Below are 17,472 nucleotides of genomic sequence, written 5' to 3' on the forward strand. Positions count from 1 at the left end.
TTTTGAAAACAAAAAATCCCTGACGTCAAAAAATTGACATCAGGGACGAATTTCTTCGCGGTTCCACCCAGCTTGAAGGCTAATGCCTTCCACTCTTTCCTCGTAACCTGAGGGCTTGGGCCTTGCGGCATATCTCGGAAAGTGGTGCGGATTAACATGTCTAGCTTTCAGCACTGCTAAACTCTCTGGGTGGTTATCCTTTTTTGCTTTCGTCTTCGATAACCTGATTAAACCACAATCAAAAAATTGGTGCAAGCCTGCCCAACCAATTTCACCGATTATTGGTTGCCTAACCGGCGATTCTCACCGCCAACGACCACTTCTTGGCTCAAGAAGCGAATTCGCTGCATGATGCGCTGAGCCTTGACCGCTTCATCATCGCCGCGATCATTCCCCGCAAGAAAACCTGCCAACTCATCCATTGTCTTATTGGACGAGAAAAATGTTGGCAATTCTTCTTGCATCCGATATTGCAAGATCACACCCAAGACGTCGTCGCGAATCCACGGACTAATTGATTCAGCCCCGATATCGTCCAGCATCAAAATTGGTGCATTCTTGACGCGATTGAGCATCGGTGTCACTTGATTCTGACCAATAGCATTCTTCATATCCACCGTGAATGTGGGATAGTGCAGCAGTGTGGTGGCCTGGCCTTGCTTAGCCAGATCATTGGCAATGGCGCCAAGCAGATAGGTCTTCCCCACCCCAAATGGACCAGTGAGGAACAGGCCTTGATGAAAGGCTTTGGGATCACTGATTTGAGCCAAATAGAAATCATTTGCCATCAGCAAGGCTTGGGTACGATTGGTGAAATCATACGTGCGCAGGCTGGCATTTGCAATCGATTTAGGCATATTAATCGCCGTGACTAAATTTGCTTCTTCACGGGCCTCATCTGCGGCTACCTTTGCTTCCGTTGGGACGTAGGTAATATCAATGAGTCGATTTGACACGAGCAACTGAGGGCGATAACCGGGGGCAAACGGCTGTTGGCCGGCCGCAATCTTATCCCGTTCTGAGACAAATTCATAAATCTTGGCTGCGCCCTTTTCAATGGCATCAGACGCCAAGGCATCAGCGTTCTCGTTCAAAAACGTTTGCACCTGCGGATCCTTTAATGCCTGCTGCATCATCTGATTATAGTTGCTGCGCATTTGCCGTTGATCCATCAACTTTTGCAGATACTCATGCATGTCTTCCATCGTCGTTCCCTCCCTTTTCCAGTGCATTCAAGGCAGCCTGTTGCTCTCTAAGCTTCGCTGCCATTTCAGGACTTACTTCTTCAGTTTGTGGCACGTAGCCGTCGGTCAGCCATTTTGGCTTGGCTTCTTGCCGCTGGCCGGCGCGTGCCCGCGTGCGTTTTGACTTAGCGGGTTGCGTGTTATTGCGATACTGATGAATTTGCGCCAACGCTTGTTCCGGAGACGCCACGTCTTCTTTAAGCCAACTATTGGCCACCGCGTCAAGCAGCGCCTGATTGATATTGTCATGATCACTCAGCAGATGATCAACAAGGATATTAATCGTCGCATCGTCGAAAACATTGCGGTGTTGTAACCCCATCAACGCACTGATTTCGTTGCGACTTGGAAACATCCGACTATTCTTAGCTTGTTTCGTCGCCGTGATAAATTCACGAATGGGTAGACTTTTGGCTCGCTGAAGTAAATCCTGATCAGCATCTTCAACGGCTACCTTGGTGGCCACAGGCTTCGGTGCCAACTGCTTCTGACCGGCAAAGGCTTGTTCCACTTGGCGCCGCAAATCACTCAAAGAAAGTTCCCCGGTAACAACGCTCGTAGCTGCTTCAATGTAACGGGCAAAATCAACTGGGGCGAGCCCGTAAAAGCTTGCCAATTGGTAGAGTGCCCGCTGATGTTTCGCCAATTCTCCCGCTTTGAGGTTAGACTTACTTAACAAGCTACCCAACAAATCCCAGTCATAACCACTGGATTGGCCTAGTGACACTGTAGGCACCGGCTTTTGGTTCACTTGTTCTTTCCCCTCGGCCACGAGTGGTGGTTGCGCAATCGGATTCTTGACTGAGAAGACATCCAAGAAGCTAGCCGAGACATCCTGCCAATCGCGCCGGCGAACATTCTGTAATGCAAAGGCATCGAGTAATTCCCCATAGCGCGTTTCGCCAACCGTATCAAACAACACGAGGCCAAGCAAATCGTCGGCAAAGAAACGGTCGGGACTCACTGGGGCGTAGAGTTCATAAGCGTAAAACCGACTCAAGGCATCAGTCTGGGTATAAGTCTTGAGCAACCCCACTGCTTCCAAACGACTCCGCGCTTCAAAGAGCTCATCAATATTGATATGCAATAAATCAAGCAACCGGGTTTGCGGTGTTCGATCGGTCAACACGGGATGCGGCGTCACTTCTTGCCATAAGGTTAGGTACAGCGCCAAGGCAACTGGCCCAACGAGCGGTTGATATAACTGAAGCGCTACTTTCTGATCAAAATCACTCAAATACGTTGCTTGAGTGATGAGGTAATCATCTTGGGCCATAAAGGTCTGTGGTCGTTGCATGGCAAGCATCCTTTCTCATAAGAATAGGGCTGAAGCGCACAAAAGTGGCGTCCAGCCCTGCATGGTCAAACGTCATTTGGCGTTTGGTTTCTTGTCCATCATGTCTTGTAATTCTTTCATGAAGACTGACATATCTTTAAATTGCCGGTAAACACTGGCGAAACGAATGTAAGCCACATCATCCACATCAGCGAGCTTGTTCATCACATACTCACCAATTGCTTGACTAGAGACTTCATTTTCACCAATGGCGCGCAAGCGATTCTCAACGGTGTCGACAATGCCTTGCATTTGTTCCATTGTCACTGGCCGCTTCTCCGCAGCACGGATAAGCCCTTTGAGGATCTTCTCGCGATTAAATTCTTCACGGGTACCATCTTTTTTAATGACTAATAACGGTGTTTGTTCAACGCGTTCAAACGTTGTGAAGCGAAAACCACAATTCTCGCATTCTCGGCGACGGCGAATGGCCCGGCCGCCATCAGTAGGCCTGGAATCGACCACTCGCGAACTATTGTGATGACAATGTGGGCACTGCACACATCCACCCTCTATCTATTTTGATAATTCATTATAGCACAGTCAGCTGTGCGATTAACGCTAAAACTTGCGCTCGAGTGGCTTCAAGGCCATCCCCATTATCTATCACGAAATCTGCAAGTTTAACTTTGTCGGTCAACGCCATTTGGGCAGCGATTCGGGCCTTGGCTTCTGTTTCATCCAACTGGTTGCGGTGCATTAATCGCGTCAGTTGCGTGGCAGCGTCAGTCACAACGACCGCCACCCCATCAAAGACTTCAGTGTAATTAGCCTCGAAAAGCAGCTGAATTTCGCCCACCACAAGTGGCGCGCCGGTCGCGGTTGCCTCGGTCAAAGCGTGCGTGATTGCTTGGCGTAAATACGGCCGGTTAATGGCATTAAGTGCTGCTAAGGCCTGAGGATCGTGGAAAACGATCTGACCTAACACTTGGCGATTTAGGTGGCCGTCTGCTTGCAGAATTTGTGGGCCAAAGTGAGCCACAGCTTCGTTGAGCGCTGGCATCCCGGGTTCGACAATTTGACGCGCAATTTGGTCGGCGTCAATCACTGGTATCCCTGCTTGGGCAAACATCTGTCCAACCGTCGATTTACCTGTGGCAATGCCGCCGGTTAAGCCTAAGACATAGGTCATTGGTGCACCTTCTGACAAAATGGACAGAAGTGAGTGCCGCGTTGTCCAACTTTAATTTTTTCAATGATAGTTCCACAACGATCACAAGGCGTCCCTTCCCGATCGTAGACATGTAGATGGTCTTGGAAACTGCCGCGATTGCCTTGCGCATCGACATAAGTATGGGCACTCGTTCCCCCGGCAGCAATTGCGGCGGCAAGTTCGGTAATAATGGCGTCGTGTAACGCTGTCACTTCAGTCAATGTCAACCGATTCGCCGGAGTTTCCGGGTGAATTTTGGCCAACCAGAGCGTTTCATCGGCATAGATATTGCCCACACCAGCGACCACACTTTGATCCAAAATCACCGACTTAATCGGCTTGTGATGCCGCCTCAGTCGCTGCTGAAAGTCAGCCACGGTAAAGGTAGCGGCGGTCGGTTCAGGACCGATTTTGGCTAAGCCAGGGACGACTTGGTTCTCGGTACCTGTCGCCACTAACTGCATCCGCCCAAATTTACGCATATCCCGGTACCGCAACTGAGTCCCATCTGTGAAGGTAAACCAAACATGAACGAACTTGTCTTTAGGCTGCCGGCTATTGGCCACTAGCTCATATTTACCTTCCATCCGTAAATGGCTGACAACAGTTCGCTCGTCGCTGAAGCGCAATAAGAGGTACTTCCCACGCCGATCAATATTAATTACTGTGGTCCCAATCAAAGCCTTATGGAAAGCAGGCAAACCATTGATCAGAATCTTGGGCCAATCCGTGCCGACCTGTTTAATCTGCTTGCCGATAATTAAGGGGGCCAAACTCTTCCGGACGGTTTCAACTTCTGGTAATTCTGGCATTCTTCTCTCCTATTTGGCGTCAAACCAAGTGGGGCCAAAGTGGCTCTCCACTTTTAATGGGATCGCTAAATCAACCGCTGAGTCCATGATTTTCGGAACTAAGCTTGATAAAGTCTCCAACTCACTCGTCGGCGCTTCAAAAATCAATTCATCGTGCACCTGTAATAACATTTTTGCCTGCAAACCAGCATCAGCTAACGCCTTATCCATTCGAATCATAGCCACTTTAATGATGTCTGCCGCACTCCCTTGAATTGGCGTGTTCATCGCCGTTCGTTCGGCAAATTGGCGCAGATTGAAATTCCGGGAATGGATTTGTGGCAAGTAGCGGCGCCGATGGAACAGGGTCTCAACATAGCCGTTCTCCCGGGCTTGCTTGACCATATTATCCATATACGTTTTAACCAATGGATATTGGGCAAAATAGCCATCAATGAAGGCCTTGGCTTGGGCCCGGGTAATGCCGATATTCTGCGACAATCCATAGTCACTGATGCCATAGACAATCCCAAAGTTCGTTGCCTTGGCTTGGCGCCGCATATCAGGCGTCACCTGATCAGGTGAGTCCAAGTTAAAGATATTCATGGCCGTATTGGCATGGATATCCCGATCTTCACGAAAGGCTTCTTGCATGTTTGGATCCCCAGAGATGTGAGCTAACACTCGCAATTCAATCTGGGAATAGTCTGACGAGAAAATCTGCCAGTCAGGATGTGAGGGTACAAAGGCGTACCGCACTTGTTTACCCTCATCGCGGGCAGGAATATTCTGCATGTTTGGATCAACCGATGACAGCCGACCGGTTTGCGTTAACGTTTGGAGATACCGGGTATGAATCTTACCGTCTGGCAGCACGGCTTTGAGCAAGCCAGTGACGTAAGTCGATTGAATTTTTGAAATCGTCCGATAATCAAGAATATCCTGGATAATTGGACTGGCGGACTTCAATTGCTCCAACACATCGACGCTGGTTGAATAGCCGGTCTTTGTCTTTTTGATGACTGGCAAATTCAACTTCTCAAAGAGAATCTCGCCGAGTTGTTTAGGTGAATTCAGATTGAACTTCACCCCCGCCTCAGCAAAAATTTTCTCTTCCAGAACCTTCATTGTCTGTTCAAATTCACCGCCCATTTTCTTGAGGGTGGGTTGATCTAGGGTAATCCCAGCAATTTCCATCTTAGCCAACACCCGCGCCAGTGGCATTTCCATATTGGTAAAAAGATCTGCCTGGTCTTGCGACTTGAGGTCTTCAAGTAAGTGTGGTTGCAAAGCCAACATTGCCGCAGACTTACGAGCAAAATGTGAGAAAAGAACATCATCTTCTGGGACGGAACGCTTGGCTCCTTTACCATAAACATCTTCGTCCATTGGCAAATCAAAGTAATCATGTTCAGAGGCGATTTTCCCTAAATCATTGCTGTTGTCATCAGGGTTCAACAAATAAGAGGCTAACAAGACATCAAAGTCGATGTTGGTGAGGGTAAGCCCAAGATGCGTTGCCGCAACATAATTGCGTTTGCTATCAAAGACACACAGCGCCTGAGCTTCCAGCCAATCTTTCACAGCTGGTAGCGTCAGTAGACTCACATCCGTGCTGACATACGTCACGTTTGCATTACCAATAAAGAACCCAAATGCTTCAGACGTATGGTAATTGTCACCCAACATTTCCAGCTCAAAGGTGACTGGCCCGGTTAGCTTGACTACATCGGCAATACTTTGGTCATCGACCACTGTGTATTCGACCGGCGTTTGTGGTTTATCAGCGGCTGAACTACCACCTAATTTGGCCAAGAAGGACCGCATTTCAAGTTCTGTATATAAGGCGCGGAGGGCATCAATCTGGTCTCCCATATAATCGAGTTCATCTAATTGAACCGTGACAGGCGCATCGCGAAGAATCCGCGCTAATTCGCGGCTCATCAGGGCATTGGCCTTGTCATTGATGAGGTTTTCTTTCATCTTGCTGGCTTTGAGATCATCAAGATTGGCGTACAGATTGTCAATCGTGCCAAATTGTTGCAAGAGTTTAAGTGCCGTCTTCTCTCCGATCTTGGTCACCCCAGGATAATTATCTGAGGTGTCTCCCATCAGTCCCTTGAGATCCACGATTTGATCGGGTGTGATGCCAAGCTTTTCCTTCACATGTGCAGGCGTATAGGCTTCGAGTTCGTTGACGCCTTTGACTGTCACTTGCACTGTGGTCGAATCAGTCGTCAGTTGGGTTAAATCACGATCGCCCGTCACAATCGTTGTCGTCCAGCCAGCTGCATCGGCCCGTGCGGCTGTGGTGCCAATTATGTCGTCGGCTTCATAATCTGGTAGTTCATAGTGCTTGATGCCTCGTGCTTCAAGGAGCTGTTTAATATACGGAATCTGTTCCAACAATTCTGATGGAGTCTTGGCCCGGCCATCTTTATAGTCGGCGTATTCTTTGGTCCGGAAAGTTTTGCTGCCGGCGTCAAACGCGACAAGCACGGCATCGGGTTGTTCGTTTTTTAAGAGCACATCAAGCATGTTGTTAAAGCCATAAATAGCATTCGTATGTAAGCCCGCCCCGTTCGTGAAGCGATCGAGTTGGGAATATAGGGCAAAAAAGGCGCGGAACGTCACTGAGTTCCCGTCAATAAGTAATAATTTGGTTGCAGCCATGCAATTTCCCCCTTGTCTTTGCCTTTATTGTACCAGAATTAAGGGCACAAAAAAGCCGTGGCCCATTTGAGCCACAGCGAGTTTGTTTGCGCATTAATCCTTGTTACTGCCGCCAAAAATTTGCAAGATGGACATGAACAAATTAATGAAGTCCAAGTACAACATCAAAGCGCCTTGAACGGCAATAGAATTCATATTCAGCGCACCTGAATCCCCAACTTGGTAATAAAGTTTCTTCAAGTTCTGGGTGTCCCAAGCGGTCAAAATGATGAACACAATCAAAATCCCATAAGAAATCAACATTTGAATGGGACCCGAATGCATAAAAATGTTCACGATGCTCATAATGATGATCCCAATTAACGCCGCACTGGCAATCGAGCCTGCTTTACTCAAGTCCCGTTTGCCAAATCGGCCGACCATGGACATCACGATAAAGACCACCGCAGTTGTCGCGAAGGCAACCGCAATATTGGCTGCAGAGTAAAATTGCAAAATCAGCGAGAATGTCAGCCCGTACGCCGCCGATAACGCGTAAAACATGGTTGCGGCAAAGGCCGAGCTTCGTTGCGCCCGCCGACCACTAATGCCGAGGACCATGGCAAATGGTAACAACAGAAAGACCCATTGTGCCCAGCGGTTCTGGCCCAAAAAATTCAGATATTGCGTCTTAAACACAAAGCCTAGTAAGTAACTGACCAGCGCAGTCAGTCCTAAACCAAGGCCCATGTGGGTATAGACCCGGCCAAAGAAACTGATTAAGCCAGCGTCTTCATTCACAACACGTGGTTGTTCTTGCATAGAAATCATCCTTTCACTGGTTGATTGTCCTCATTATATCGACTTTCGACCTGTTTGTCAGTTGGTCTTAGGACTGAGATTGCTGAGTAACTCTTCATAAGCATTCTCATATTTTTGGACATCGCCCGCACCCATAAAGACCACTACGGCATCATGATAGTCTAACAATGGTGACATGTCATCCAATTGGACTACGCGCCCGCCGTGGGTAATTTTGGCACCGAGATCTTCAGCGCTCACCTTGCCAGATTTTTCGCGCGCGGAACTGAAGATATTCGTTAAGAACACTTCATCAGCTTGATCTAACGTTTTGGCAAAATCATCCATATAAGCAATGGTCCGGGAGAAGGTGTGGGGTTGGAAAACGGCCACTAATTCCTTGTCCGGATATTTCTGACGAGCAGCATCCAATGTTGCCTTAATTTCACTTGGATGGTGGGCATAGTCATCAATAATCACCATATCAGCGACTTTCTTCTCAGAGAACCGCCGCTTAACCCCTTCGAAACTTGCCAATTCATTGGCGATCAATTCGGAATCAAGCTTCTCCATATGGCTCACTGCAACAACGGCCAGGGCGTTCAAGACGCTGTGCTCGCCAAACAATGGCACTGAGAAATGGCCAATGAGTTCATTGTGGAAGAACGCATCGAAACTGCTCCCATTGGTCGTTCGGCTGACATTTTTAGCCACGAAATCATCTTTATCACTCACCCCATAATAGTACACGGGAACGTTGACTTTGAGTTGACGCAACCAAGGGTCGTCCCCCCAGGCGAAAATGGCCTTTTTGACTTGTTTAGCCTCGGTTTCAAAGGCATCATAGACGTCTTCAATCCCAGTGTAGTAGTCTGGGTGGTCAAAATCGATATTCGTCATAATCAAGTAATCAGGATGGTAAGCCAAGAAGTGACGCCGATACTCATCTGCCTCAAAAACGAAGAATTGTGAGCCGGGAATACCCTTCCCGCTTCCATCCCCAATCAGATAACTCGTTTTTGCCACGCCACCAAGGGTGTGAGCCAACAAGCCCGTGGTGCTGGTTTTCCCATGGGCCCCAGCGACACCGATACTGGTGTACTCCTCCAGCAATTTGCCCAAGAAGTCATGATAGCGATAGATTGTCAGGCCCATTTCGCGCGCCTTAGCAATTTCGGGATGATCATCAGTGAAACTATTACCGGCAATGACAGTGTAGCCAGCTTTCAAATTTGCTGGATCAAATGGCAGGATTTGAATGCCAGCCTGTTCCAGCCCACGTTGGGTAAAGGTGTACTGGGTGATATCACTCCCCAAAACGGTATTACCCAAGTCGTGAACGACCAGTGCCAAAGCACTCATCCCTGAACCTTTAATCCCGATAAAATAATATGTTGAGTCTGTCATTGCGTCTCGTTCCCCTTTTCTTCATTTGCATCGTGATTTAAATCAGCCGGCGTCAGATAGACATCTCTGGGTTTAGCCCCATTAGCCGGTGAAATGAGGTGCTTGGCTTCTAGTTCATCAATCATATTGGCGGCGCGGTTGTAGCCAATTGAAAATGCGCGCTGCAACTTGGAGGTCGACATGGTGTCTTCCGTTGCGAGATAGTTCAAAACGTCTGGAAACAGTTCATCTTGCGATTCGGCTTCATTGGCCGCTTGGACCAATTTGTCCGGTTGAAATAAATAACTGACTCGTTGCTGGCGCTTTACAAAGTCCACCACTGCAGTCACTTCTTCATCCACAAATGTCCCTTGTAATCGAATAGGCTGGCTGGCACCACTGCCTAAGAACAGCATGTCGCCTCGGCCAAGTAGGCGCTCGGCACCATTTTGGTCGATGATAGTGCGTGAATCAACCTGACTGGCAACCATGAAAGCCAGCCGAGTCGGAATATTATTCTTAATCGTCCCCGTGATGACATCAACACTTGGCCGTTGGGTGGCAACAATCAAGTGGATACCAGCGGCGCGGGCCTTTTGGGTGATCCGGGCAATGTGATCTTGCACTTCGCTGGCCGCAATCATCATCAAGTCCGCCAATTCATCAATGATAATGACAATATACGGCAATACCAGGCCAAAATCGCCACGTTCCCGCGCTTTGTCGTTGTATTGTTCGAGATTACGAACGCCAGCTGCAGCCAAGCGTTCATATCGATTCTCCATTTCATCCACGGCCCATTTCAAGGCCGCAGCTGCGGCCTTAGCATCGGAAATAACGGGTGAAACCAAGTGTGGCAAGCCGTTATACGGAGCCAATTCGACAGCTTTAGGATCAATCAACAGTAAACGCACTTCTTGGGGTGTGGCTTTATAAAGCAGTGACGTTAACAAGCTGTTGATGAAGACTGACTTCCCTGAGCCAGTCGCGCCCGCAATCAGGCCATGGGGCATTTTGCCGATGTTGGCGATGACGGGTTGGCCGAACAAATTCACACCCAATGCAATTGTTAATGGCGATTTAGCCTCTCGAAAAGCATCCGAGGCGAGGACTTCTTTGAGCATAACTGGCCGTGGCTTGAGATTAGGAATTTCAATGCCTACTGTCCGCTTGCCCGGGATAGGCGCTTCAATCCGAATATCCCGAGCTGCCAAGGCTAGTTTTAAATCATCATTCAAATTTGTGATTTTATTAACCTTCACACCGCTTGCCAGAGCCACTTGAAATTGCGTCACAGTGGGGCCAACAGTGTAATCAACAACATGTCCATCCACGTTAAAAGCCTGAAGTGTGTCGTCCAATCGGGCCTGTTGTTGTTCAACCCACGCTTCTTGGGTGGCTGCATCAGGTTTAACTGGACTAGATAACAAATCCATAGATGGAAATTCGTAACCACGTGACGCGGTCTGAGTATCAGGCTCTGGCACAATGTCTTGCACTGCTGGGGCCTCGGGTTTAGTCGGCGGTGCCACGGGCTGATCAATCGGTGGCTCCGAATCAGCTGGTTGCGTCTCTCGAGCTGGTGGCAATTGTTTACTCTTTTGCGCACGAAAAGCGCGAAATGCTTGGCTAATAGTCCTTGCGCTTGGCGGCGCAGCTGGCGTCACATCAGCGACAATTGTCGTCGTCGGGGGCTCAATGACAGCTTGCGAGGATTCTGTCGTGGCCGCTTCCACTGGCGCTGCGGGTGTAATCGGTTCAGGCTCGACCAGCGAGCTGGCAGGAGCGCTGGCTTCAGTTTGCACAGGACTGATTGGATCCGCAGCAGGCTTCAAGGGCGCACTGTGTGAAGTGACAGGCGCATCCTCGGTCGCCGGTTCATCCGTAAAAAGATAGACCATCGTGTCGTCGCGTCTAAGTGCCGCCTTAATCGCTGTATAATCAATGGTTTGGTGTTTGCGACCATATCGATTTTGAACACTTCTTGGAGTGCTGAATTGCTTCAGTGGATCGACTGAACGGTAATTGCCGTTGGTTGGATCCGACTTAGTTTCTGGCTGTGGGTGAGGCTTCTGGGGCTTTGAAGGCGAAACAGGTTCCTCCGGGTGCCGTCGCAGAAATGCCGGGCCATCGTAATGATCCATGACGATCTTCCTTTCAAAAAAACTACTGTTTTCATTTTAGCATATTCCTGGCGGGCTTTGAGGCCCAGCAGAAAATTCAGCCCGCAAAAAAAGCCGTAATCACAAACTAGGATTACGACTTTGTCATCGAGTTTACGCTTGATTCTGAGCAGCGACGACTTTCGCTGCTTTGTCGAAGTCAAACGGGGTCCCTGCAGCGAGTTGCTCGGGCATTAACAAAATGCCGCGCTTTTGAGGCGCACCAGGGATGGCTAATTCGCGCGCACTAGACAACATGCCACTTGAAGCCACACCTCGCAGAGCTCCAGGCCAGATAATTTTACCGCTAGGCATCATTGCACCGGGCAATGCGACCACCACAGTTTCACCCAATTCAGCATTAGGCGCACCAACAACTATTTGCAGCGTTTGACTACCCACATCAACTTGAGCAATGTGCAAATGATCTGAATCTGGATGATCTTCAAAAGCAGTAATTTTACCAATGACAAACTTTGGTTGGTCATCAACTGTTAATTCACCTGGCAACCCGGCAGCTTTAATGGCCCCATTTAACTTCTCGACTTGTTCTGCTGTCAACGTAATCTGCCCATTGCCATTCAATTGGCCAAGATATTGGCTGACATTAAAAAAATTATAGCCGACTGGTTGGCCGTCAGCGCCAACAATCGCGACAATATCGCCGACTTGTTGACTGGTTTGACTTGCTTGATCAGGCCCAACAATGGCCACAAGGGTATCACCTAAAGCGTCTGGGTTATAACTTGTAATTAACAATTAACTTCCTCCATTATCTTACTAAGCATTTAAGCCATTCATGAAACTTTCAACTTGTTGTTTAGTTTTGCGGTCTTTATTAACAAACCGGCCAATTTCTTTTCCATTGTCAAAAGCAATGAAGCTTGGAATACCAAAGACTGCCATGTCTTGGGCCACTTCAATATTCTCATCTCGATCGACTGCAATGAATTCATAGTCTGGATATTCTGCTTCAATGTCTGGCATCGCTGGTTTAATAAACGCGCAATCAGAGCACCATCCTGCCGAGAAGAAGAGAACTTTCTTCCCCGGCGTCTTGGTTTCAGCCATGATTTCCGCATCTGACTTAAATTGTTTCAAGACGACACTTCCTTTCACTATCTAAAAGTAAGTATAAGCATTTCTTAGGGCTTTGACAATGGTCATTAAGTCCTAGGCGAGTATACTAAACGCAAGGAGGCTTACCCATGAAAAAACCGATTATTATAACAACTGTTGCCGCCATTGGTGCGGCCATCGCGATTCAAGCCCATCATCGTTATGTGCATTACACACGCCCTAAAGCATTGCTGAACCAAATCAAACAAGACTTTCTCGTTGACGGGCCCATCGCAGGCGCCTGGATTGATCACGACCCCAAGCCATTTGAGGTGCACCACCACGACATTCCAGCTTACTACGCCGGTGTGACACGCGAAACTGAAACCGGCTTGCAGCAGTATAGCATCATTATTTCTGCCAAAGGCACGATCTTAGCTAGTCAACGGTTGGCTTAAAGTGAGCAACTAATTCGTAAATGCGACCACCTTTGGCACTGAATTTCTGTTCATATTCAGTCTCAATGTTGTCGCTCACCCGCGCATCGTTATGCAAATCAAGCGCCACAAAGTCAAAAACCATGCCATAGTTATTCATGCTGACGAGTGAGTATTCAAACAGACCTTGGTTGTCAGTTTTGAACTGTAAGCTCGCCTCTTGTGTCATGATTGCTTGATACTGGGCCAAGAAATCTTTGTAAGTCAAACGCCGCTTCTCATGGCGTGTCTTTGGCCAAGGATCTGAGAAGTTCAAGAAGACCCCGGAAATTTCGCCGGGGGCAAAATATTCCGTCAAATTGGCTCCATCGCCAAGAATCAATTGCAAATTGGGCAATTCAAGCTCAATTTGCTTTTTTAGTATCATGCCGACAGCGGCTTCTTGCAATTCCAATGCAATAAAATTCTGTTCCGGGTGGGCTTTGGCCATTTCAATAATGAATTGCCCCTTACCAGAGCCTACTTCTAAGAATAAAGGCTGATGGTTGGCAAAACGATCCTGCCATTGACCTTGCATGCCCTCTGGGGTCACCATAATCATTGCTTCATGAGCCTTAATCAATGGCTTTGCCCATGGCTTGTTTCGTAAACGCATATTTCCTCCAGTAAACAACGGGGCGGTGACCGCAGTCGCTACCCCGTTGATTTTTCATGTGTGATTAACAATCTCTAAAGATGATTCAGTTCGTCCAATCGCTGCAGTGCAGCAGTTTCTTGGCACTGTGGCGTGCCAAACGTCCGTAAAAGATGGAGTTGCCCATACCAAATCAAACGCTGGCGTAATGATTGGGTCAATGGCAGCCCATAATGGTCCAGCCAAGCCCCCCATTGATTAACAGGAATGTAATCCACCAAGATTTCACTTAGGTCGTAAGCAACATCCGCTAAAATGGCTTGATCCCAGTCGACCAGGTACAAAATGTCATTATCAGACAGCAACCAGTTCTTGTGACTCAAGTCCCCATGCGTCGCCCGAAACTCAGGCACACTTGGGGCCACTTGTGTTTGCGCTAAAGCGGCCACGACTACCGGTTGCTGCTTGACGGATTCAGGCAGCGCGTGCATGACCTGATCACGAAAATGCCTCGGGTCGAGTGGCTGACCACCAACCTTGGCTAACATTCGCTCCAACAGTTTTGAGTGGTGAACTTTCGCCAATAGTCCTGGCACGCGTGGCATCCCCATCTCTTCTCGCGTTAACGTTCGCCCATTCAGCCATTCTTGAGCTGTCAGGACGTCCCCAGTCACAATGCGTTTGGTCCAAATAAGCTTTGGGGTAATCCCCTCCACTGATAATGCCGCCAAGAAAGGCGACGCATTGCGTTTTAAAAAGAATTTCTCGTGGGCATAAATCCCGAGGTATGCACTACCAGTTGTCCCGCCCGCAGGTTCGATGGACCATCCAGCATTCAAATCAAAATCCATAGGCGAAACTCCCTTACTTAGGTGCTCGGGACTGGCCGATTGGCGCAGTACGCGCAGAACTATACATAAATACTACTGGTGTCCTGACCCAGCGTCAAGTACAGATATACAAAGTTAGCCCACCGGTCTATTTGCGTAGTGTGTTAAATCGCAATGGTAAGTACCACCAAGTAAATGCGGCAACAAAAACCAGCCCGGCCAAACCGATTGCACCTGCTGTCAGCCATTGGCCAACAATCAGCGCAGCGGCGGCAAAAATCACGGTCTCTAAGCCTAATAAAACAGCGACAAGCCGTTGAAAACTTCGTTGCTTCTGGGCTTGGCCCACTGGGAATAGGTGCGTAAAAATAATTTCATCGTATTGGTAATAGAAAGGTAACAGTTGAAACCCGACCAAATAGATGAAGACAATGCCGAGTAACAACGCCAACCACCATTGTTGGATCAGCGCTAAAATGACGGCACCAATCACAGTCAACCGGATGTAGAGACCACTGTATTCAGTCCCTCGCAGAAAACCACGTAGATAAATGAACCGCCAGGTATTGGCCGGTTTCTTGCTGACAAACGCCGTTAGCCAATCCAAGTACTTTCGGCGTTTCACTTGCCCATTTAACCCGGGCACATCGGTAAACAGGTTGTAGAAGCGATAGATTCGACCCATGCGATCACTTTCACTTTGAATCATCCCGTCATAATCCAATGGCGCCGTGGCAAACCAGTCTGCCAGCCGCCACCGCATCACACCGTCCAATCCCAACGCCAGAATCATGGTTAGAGCCGGGTGCAGGTATAAACCAAGAAGAACGGCGATGAAAACAATCGCAAACAACGTCAGCCGATTAAATCCCCGCGCGACTTTGACGCGATAGAGCATGAGCAGTTGCATCCATAAATCGGCGTCCTTAAACACCAGCAGGCCAATGGCTAACGTCAACAACGCCGGCCAGCCTTGATGAAGTTTAGCCAGAAGCGGCCAACTGGCACCCGATAACAAGAGTAAGACCACTGTCGGCAAGCCCATACTGTATCGCCGCGCCTTAAATAAGTACTTTAGAAAGTTCTTCGCTTGCGGCAGTAAGAACACTTGGTCAGCCGCTTCGACTAAGGTGGCTAACCGCCCGAAGGTTGCAGCAATGGTTAAAATTAATGCCAATCCAGGTATCAACCACCAAGGCACTACGGACATTTGGCGGATAAACTGGCTATAGGCATACAGCCCCGCCCCAAACAAAATGATTAAAACTAAGACGAAATGGTCATTAAACACCAATCGCAGATACTTAGCCTGTTGCTGCTGGTGGGTCCTGACGCGAGATTTCCAGAGTTCAAGCATGGGCTAGTCCTCCTTCGTCATCGTCAAATAAATCTCATCCAAGTCCGCACTCGGCAGATTAAATTGGGCTTTTAAATCAGCCAACGTGCCGTCCGCTCGAATCACACCATTATTTAATAAAAGGAAGCGGTCCGCGTATTGTTGGGCTGTGGCCAAAATGTGTGTTGACATTAGAATGCTAGCACCAGCATCTCGCTTTTGTTCCACAATCTCAATTAGATCATGGACCCCAAGCGGGTCAAGTCCGGTGAACGGTTCGTCAATAATGAATAGCTTCGCATTGGTCATGAAGGCCGTCACAATCATGACCTTCTGTTTCATCCCCTTAGAGAAGTTATCTGGGAACCAATCGAGCTTGTTATCTAGCCGGAAGGTCTTGAGCATTTGGTTGGCCCGCTCCCACGCCGCTTTGGCATCAAGGTTATACGCCATAATCGTCAAGTCAATATGCTCGCGCAAAGTGAGCTCTGGATACAAGACTGGGGTTTCAGGGACATAGGCCATTTGTTGGTGATAAGCATCAGTATCGGCGGCTAAATCAACATCATTGAGATTAATAGTGCCGGCTTGCGGTTTGAGTAAACCGATTAAATGTTTAATGGTTGTTGACTTCCCCGCCCCATTGAGCCCGATTAACCCAACAATGCTGCCGTCGGGAACCGTGAATGTGAGATCTTTAATTACAGGGACTTGGCCGTAGCCACCCGTGAGATGTTCGACTTTTAAGCTCATTGAACTCTTCCTATCATTCTGTTTTTTCTTACCCCGTTATGATAGCATATTAAGCAAATGACTGATTAGGAAAGAGGAAGAAACCTATGCATGAAGATTGTGTATTCTGCCAGATTGTCGCCGGTAAAATTCCCAGCGTCACCGTGTATGAAGATGACGTTGTCAAAGCCTTCTTAGATATTACCCAGGTGACCCCTGGCCACACTTTGCTGGTGCCAAAGCAGCACGTTGATGATATATTCGCTTATGATGCTGATTTAGCGGCGGCCGTGTTCAGTCGTGTGCCCTTGGTCGCCAAAGCAATCAAAGCCAGTGATAATCGGATTCAAGGCATGAACATCATGAATAACAATGGCCGTGTTGCCTATCAAAGTGTCTTTCACTCTCACATTCATTTACTTCCTCGTTACAGCGACCAAGATGACTTCTCAATTCATTTTGGCGATCATGCTGCTGATTATTCCCACGACGACCTAGAAGCTATCGCTGCAAATATTCGCGCTCACGTGGAGGTGTAATGATGAAATTTCGAACCGGATTTCTACTTGGCGGTTTAGCCGGTGTTGCTTATGGATTGCTGACGGCCAAACGTACTGGTGTGGATCAGCAACAGGCCATCGCCCAATATTTCACAGATGTCAGTCAAGCCACCGGTAATGTTCAACGGTCAGTCAGTGGTTTAGGCGATGCCATTTCCCGCCTTAAGCAAGAAATCGACGAGACGCTTGTGCCTGCTGTCAAGGATATTACCGAGACCGTCGATGTGTTCGAATTTGAAACAGAACCACGGGTCCAAAGCATTGAAAACCACGTTGAAACCATTAATTCTGCGGTCGAAGACCTTTCTAAATAAAAGCTTTAAAAGTTTGAAAGTTCTGTGAAGGTCACGGCAAAAGAA

At 48.3% G+C, this 17,472-nt stretch carries 18 protein-coding genes; 3 read left to right on the forward strand and 15 right to left on the reverse strand.

Going from position 1 to position 17,472, the window contains the following annotated elements; all coding sequences use genetic code 11:
• Positions 1 to 278: 278 nt before the first annotated feature.
• From dnaI to FC34_RS03025, 11 genes are all read right to left on the reverse strand, one after another.
• Complete coding sequence (gene dnaI, locus FC34_RS02975; RefSeq protein ID WP_057893892.1) at positions 279 to 1,205, reverse strand: primosomal protein DnaI; 927 nt, start codon at positions 1,203 to 1,205, stop codon at positions 279 to 281.
• Positions 1,189 to 2,541, reverse strand: a complete 1,353-nt coding sequence (locus FC34_RS02980) for a replication initiation and membrane attachment family protein (RefSeq protein WP_057893893.1) — start codon at positions 2,539 to 2,541, stop codon at positions 1,189 to 1,191. The genes dnaI and FC34_RS02980 overlap by 17 nt, the downstream gene beginning before the upstream one ends.
• 72 nt (positions 2,542 to 2,613) lie before the next feature.
• Positions 2,614 to 3,081 (reverse strand): transcriptional regulator NrdR, encoded by a 468-nt coding sequence (gene nrdR, locus FC34_RS02985; protein WP_057893894.1) that lies wholly within the window; start codon positions 3,079 to 3,081, stop codon positions 2,614 to 2,616.
• Positions 3,082 to 3,112: 31 nt separating this feature from the next.
• Complete coding sequence (gene coaE, locus FC34_RS02990; RefSeq protein WP_057893895.1) at positions 3,113 to 3,712, reverse strand: dephospho-CoA kinase; 600 nt, start codon at positions 3,710 to 3,712, stop codon at positions 3,113 to 3,115.
• The gene (gene mutM / locus FC34_RS02995) at positions 3,709 to 4,545 is read right to left on the reverse strand and encodes a bifunctional DNA-formamidopyrimidine glycosylase/DNA-(apurinic or apyrimidinic site) lyase (RefSeq protein ID WP_057893896.1); all 837 of its coding nucleotides are present in this window, start codon (positions 4,543 to 4,545) and stop codon (positions 3,709 to 3,711) included. The genes coaE and mutM overlap by 4 nt, the downstream gene beginning before the upstream one ends.
• A 9-nt stretch (positions 4,546 to 4,554) precedes the next feature.
• Entirely contained in the window at positions 4,555 to 7,197 is a 2,643-nt protein-coding gene (polA, locus tag FC34_RS03000; RefSeq protein ID WP_057893897.1) for a DNA polymerase I, read from the reverse strand.
• Between the two features lie 93 nt (positions 7,198 to 7,290).
• Entirely contained in the window at positions 7,291 to 7,998 is a 708-nt protein-coding gene (locus FC34_RS03005) for a Bax inhibitor-1/YccA family protein (RefSeq protein WP_057893898.1), read from the reverse strand.
• Positions 7,999 to 8,055: 57 nt separating this feature from the next.
• On the reverse strand, positions 8,056 to 9,384 hold the full coding sequence (murC, locus tag FC34_RS03010; RefSeq protein ID WP_057893899.1) for a UDP-N-acetylmuramate--L-alanine ligase: 1,329 nt from the start codon (positions 9,382 to 9,384) through the stop codon (positions 8,056 to 8,058).
• The gene (locus FC34_RS03015; RefSeq protein WP_057893900.1) at positions 9,381 to 11,507 is read right to left on the reverse strand and encodes a DNA translocase FtsK; all 2,127 of its coding nucleotides are present in this window, start codon (positions 11,505 to 11,507) and stop codon (positions 9,381 to 9,383) included. Before FC34_RS03015 ends, murC begins: the two co-directional genes overlap by 4 nt.
• Positions 11,508 to 11,639: 132 nt before the next feature.
• Positions 11,640 to 12,284 (reverse strand): YtpR family tRNA-binding protein, encoded by a 645-nt coding sequence (gene ytpR, locus FC34_RS03020; RefSeq protein ID WP_057893901.1) that lies wholly within the window; start codon positions 12,282 to 12,284, stop codon positions 11,640 to 11,642.
• Positions 12,285 to 12,305: 21 nt separating this feature from the next.
• Positions 12,306 to 12,626, reverse strand: a complete 321-nt coding sequence (locus FC34_RS03025; protein WP_057893902.1) for a thioredoxin family protein — start codon at positions 12,624 to 12,626, stop codon at positions 12,306 to 12,308.
• A gap of 107 nt (positions 12,627 to 12,733) precedes the next feature.
• On the opposite strand from FC34_RS03025, the gene FC34_RS03030 reads away from it, so the two are divergent.
• Positions 12,734 to 13,042: a hypothetical protein gene (locus FC34_RS03030; RefSeq protein WP_057893903.1), complete on the forward strand. Its 309-nt coding sequence runs from the start codon at positions 12,734 to 12,736 to the stop codon at positions 13,040 to 13,042.
• Here FC34_RS03030 and trmB read toward each other — a convergent pair.
• From trmB to FC34_RS03050, 4 genes are all read right to left on the reverse strand, one after another.
• Complete coding sequence (gene trmB, locus FC34_RS03035) at positions 13,023 to 13,676, reverse strand: tRNA (guanosine(46)-N7)-methyltransferase TrmB (RefSeq protein ID WP_057893904.1); 654 nt, start codon at positions 13,674 to 13,676, stop codon at positions 13,023 to 13,025. The two genes, FC34_RS03030 and trmB, sit on opposite strands and share 20 nt — an antisense overlap.
• Before the next feature lie 74 nt (positions 13,677 to 13,750).
• On the reverse strand, positions 13,751 to 14,506 hold the full coding sequence (locus FC34_RS03040; RefSeq protein ID WP_057893905.1) for a phosphotransferase family protein: 756 nt from the start codon (positions 14,504 to 14,506) through the stop codon (positions 13,751 to 13,753).
• 127 nt (positions 14,507 to 14,633) lie between these two features.
• On the reverse strand, positions 14,634 to 15,842 hold the full coding sequence (locus FC34_RS03045; RefSeq protein ID WP_057893906.1) for an ABC transporter permease: 1,209 nt from the start codon (positions 15,840 to 15,842) through the stop codon (positions 14,634 to 14,636).
• A gap of 3 nt (positions 15,843 to 15,845) precedes the next feature.
• Entirely contained in the window at positions 15,846 to 16,574 is a 729-nt protein-coding gene (locus tag FC34_RS03050; protein WP_057893907.1) for an ABC transporter ATP-binding protein, read from the reverse strand.
• A gap of 86 nt (positions 16,575 to 16,660) precedes the next feature.
• On the opposite strand from FC34_RS03050, the gene FC34_RS03055 reads away from it, so the two are divergent.
• Positions 16,661 to 17,092, forward strand: coding sequence for an HIT family protein (locus FC34_RS03055; RefSeq protein WP_057893908.1), 432 nt, complete (start codon positions 16,661 to 16,663; stop codon positions 17,090 to 17,092).
• The gene (locus tag FC34_RS03060) at positions 17,092 to 17,427 is read left to right on the forward strand and encodes a YtxH domain-containing protein (protein ID WP_235803385.1); all 336 of its coding nucleotides are present in this window, start codon (positions 17,092 to 17,094) and stop codon (positions 17,425 to 17,427) included. Before FC34_RS03055 ends, FC34_RS03060 begins: the two co-directional genes overlap by 1 nt.
• Positions 17,428 to 17,472: the final 45 nt, after the last annotated feature.

It is taken from the genome of Lacticaseibacillus brantae DSM 23927, assembly GCF_001436115.1.
In the GTDB taxonomy this organism is placed as follows: Bacteria; Bacillota; Bacilli; order Lactobacillales; family Lactobacillaceae; genus Lacticaseibacillus; species Lacticaseibacillus brantae.

Bases quoted from the DNA above. Each gene is read 5' to 3' on its own strand.
- FC34_RS03055 (WP_057893908.1), top strand. From the start codon at position 16,661: ATGCATGAAGATTGTGTATTCTGCCAGATTGTCGCCGGTAAAATTCCC.
- mutM (WP_057893896.1), bottom strand. From the start codon at position 4,545: ATGCCAGAATTACCAGAAGTTGAAACCGTCCGGAAGAGTTTGGCCCCC.
- trmB (WP_057893904.1), bottom strand. From the start codon at position 13,676: ATGCGTTTACGAAACAAGCCATGGGCAAAGCCATTGATTAAGGCTCAT.
- FC34_RS03040 (WP_057893905.1), bottom strand. From the start codon at position 14,506: ATGGATTTTGATTTGAATGCTGGATGGTCCATCGAACCTGCGGGCGGG.
- murC (WP_057893899.1), bottom strand. From the start codon at position 9,384: ATGACAGACTCAACATATTATTTTATCGGGATTAAAGGTTCAGGGATG.
- FC34_RS03005 (WP_057893898.1), bottom strand. From the start codon at position 7,998: ATGCAAGAACAACCACGTGTTGTGAATGAAGACGCTGGCTTAATCAGT.
- FC34_RS03060 (WP_235803385.1), top strand. From the start codon at position 17,092: ATGATGAAATTTCGAACCGGATTTCTACTTGGCGGTTTAGCCGGTGTT.
- FC34_RS02980 (WP_057893893.1), bottom strand. From the start codon at position 2,541: ATGCAACGACCACAGACCTTTATGGCCCAAGATGATTACCTCATCACT.
- FC34_RS03030 (WP_057893903.1), top strand. From the start codon at position 12,734: ATGAAAAAACCGATTATTATAACAACTGTTGCCGCCATTGGTGCGGCC.
- coaE (WP_057893895.1), bottom strand. From the start codon at position 3,712: ATGACCTATGTCTTAGGCTTAACCGGCGGCATTGCCACAGGTAAATCG.
- FC34_RS03050 (WP_057893907.1), bottom strand. From the start codon at position 16,574: ATGAGCTTAAAAGTCGAACATCTCACGGGTGGCTACGGCCAAGTCCCT.
- polA (WP_057893897.1), bottom strand. From the start codon at position 7,197: ATGGCTGCAACCAAATTATTACTTATTGACGGGAACTCAGTGACGTTC.
- FC34_RS03045 (WP_057893906.1), bottom strand. From the start codon at position 15,842: ATGCTTGAACTCTGGAAATCTCGCGTCAGGACCCACCAGCAGCAACAG.
- FC34_RS03015 (WP_057893900.1), bottom strand. From the start codon at position 11,507: ATGGATCATTACGATGGCCCGGCATTTCTGCGACGGCACCCGGAGGAA.
- dnaI (WP_057893892.1), bottom strand. From the start codon at position 1,205: ATGGAAGACATGCATGAGTATCTGCAAAAGTTGATGGATCAACGGCAA.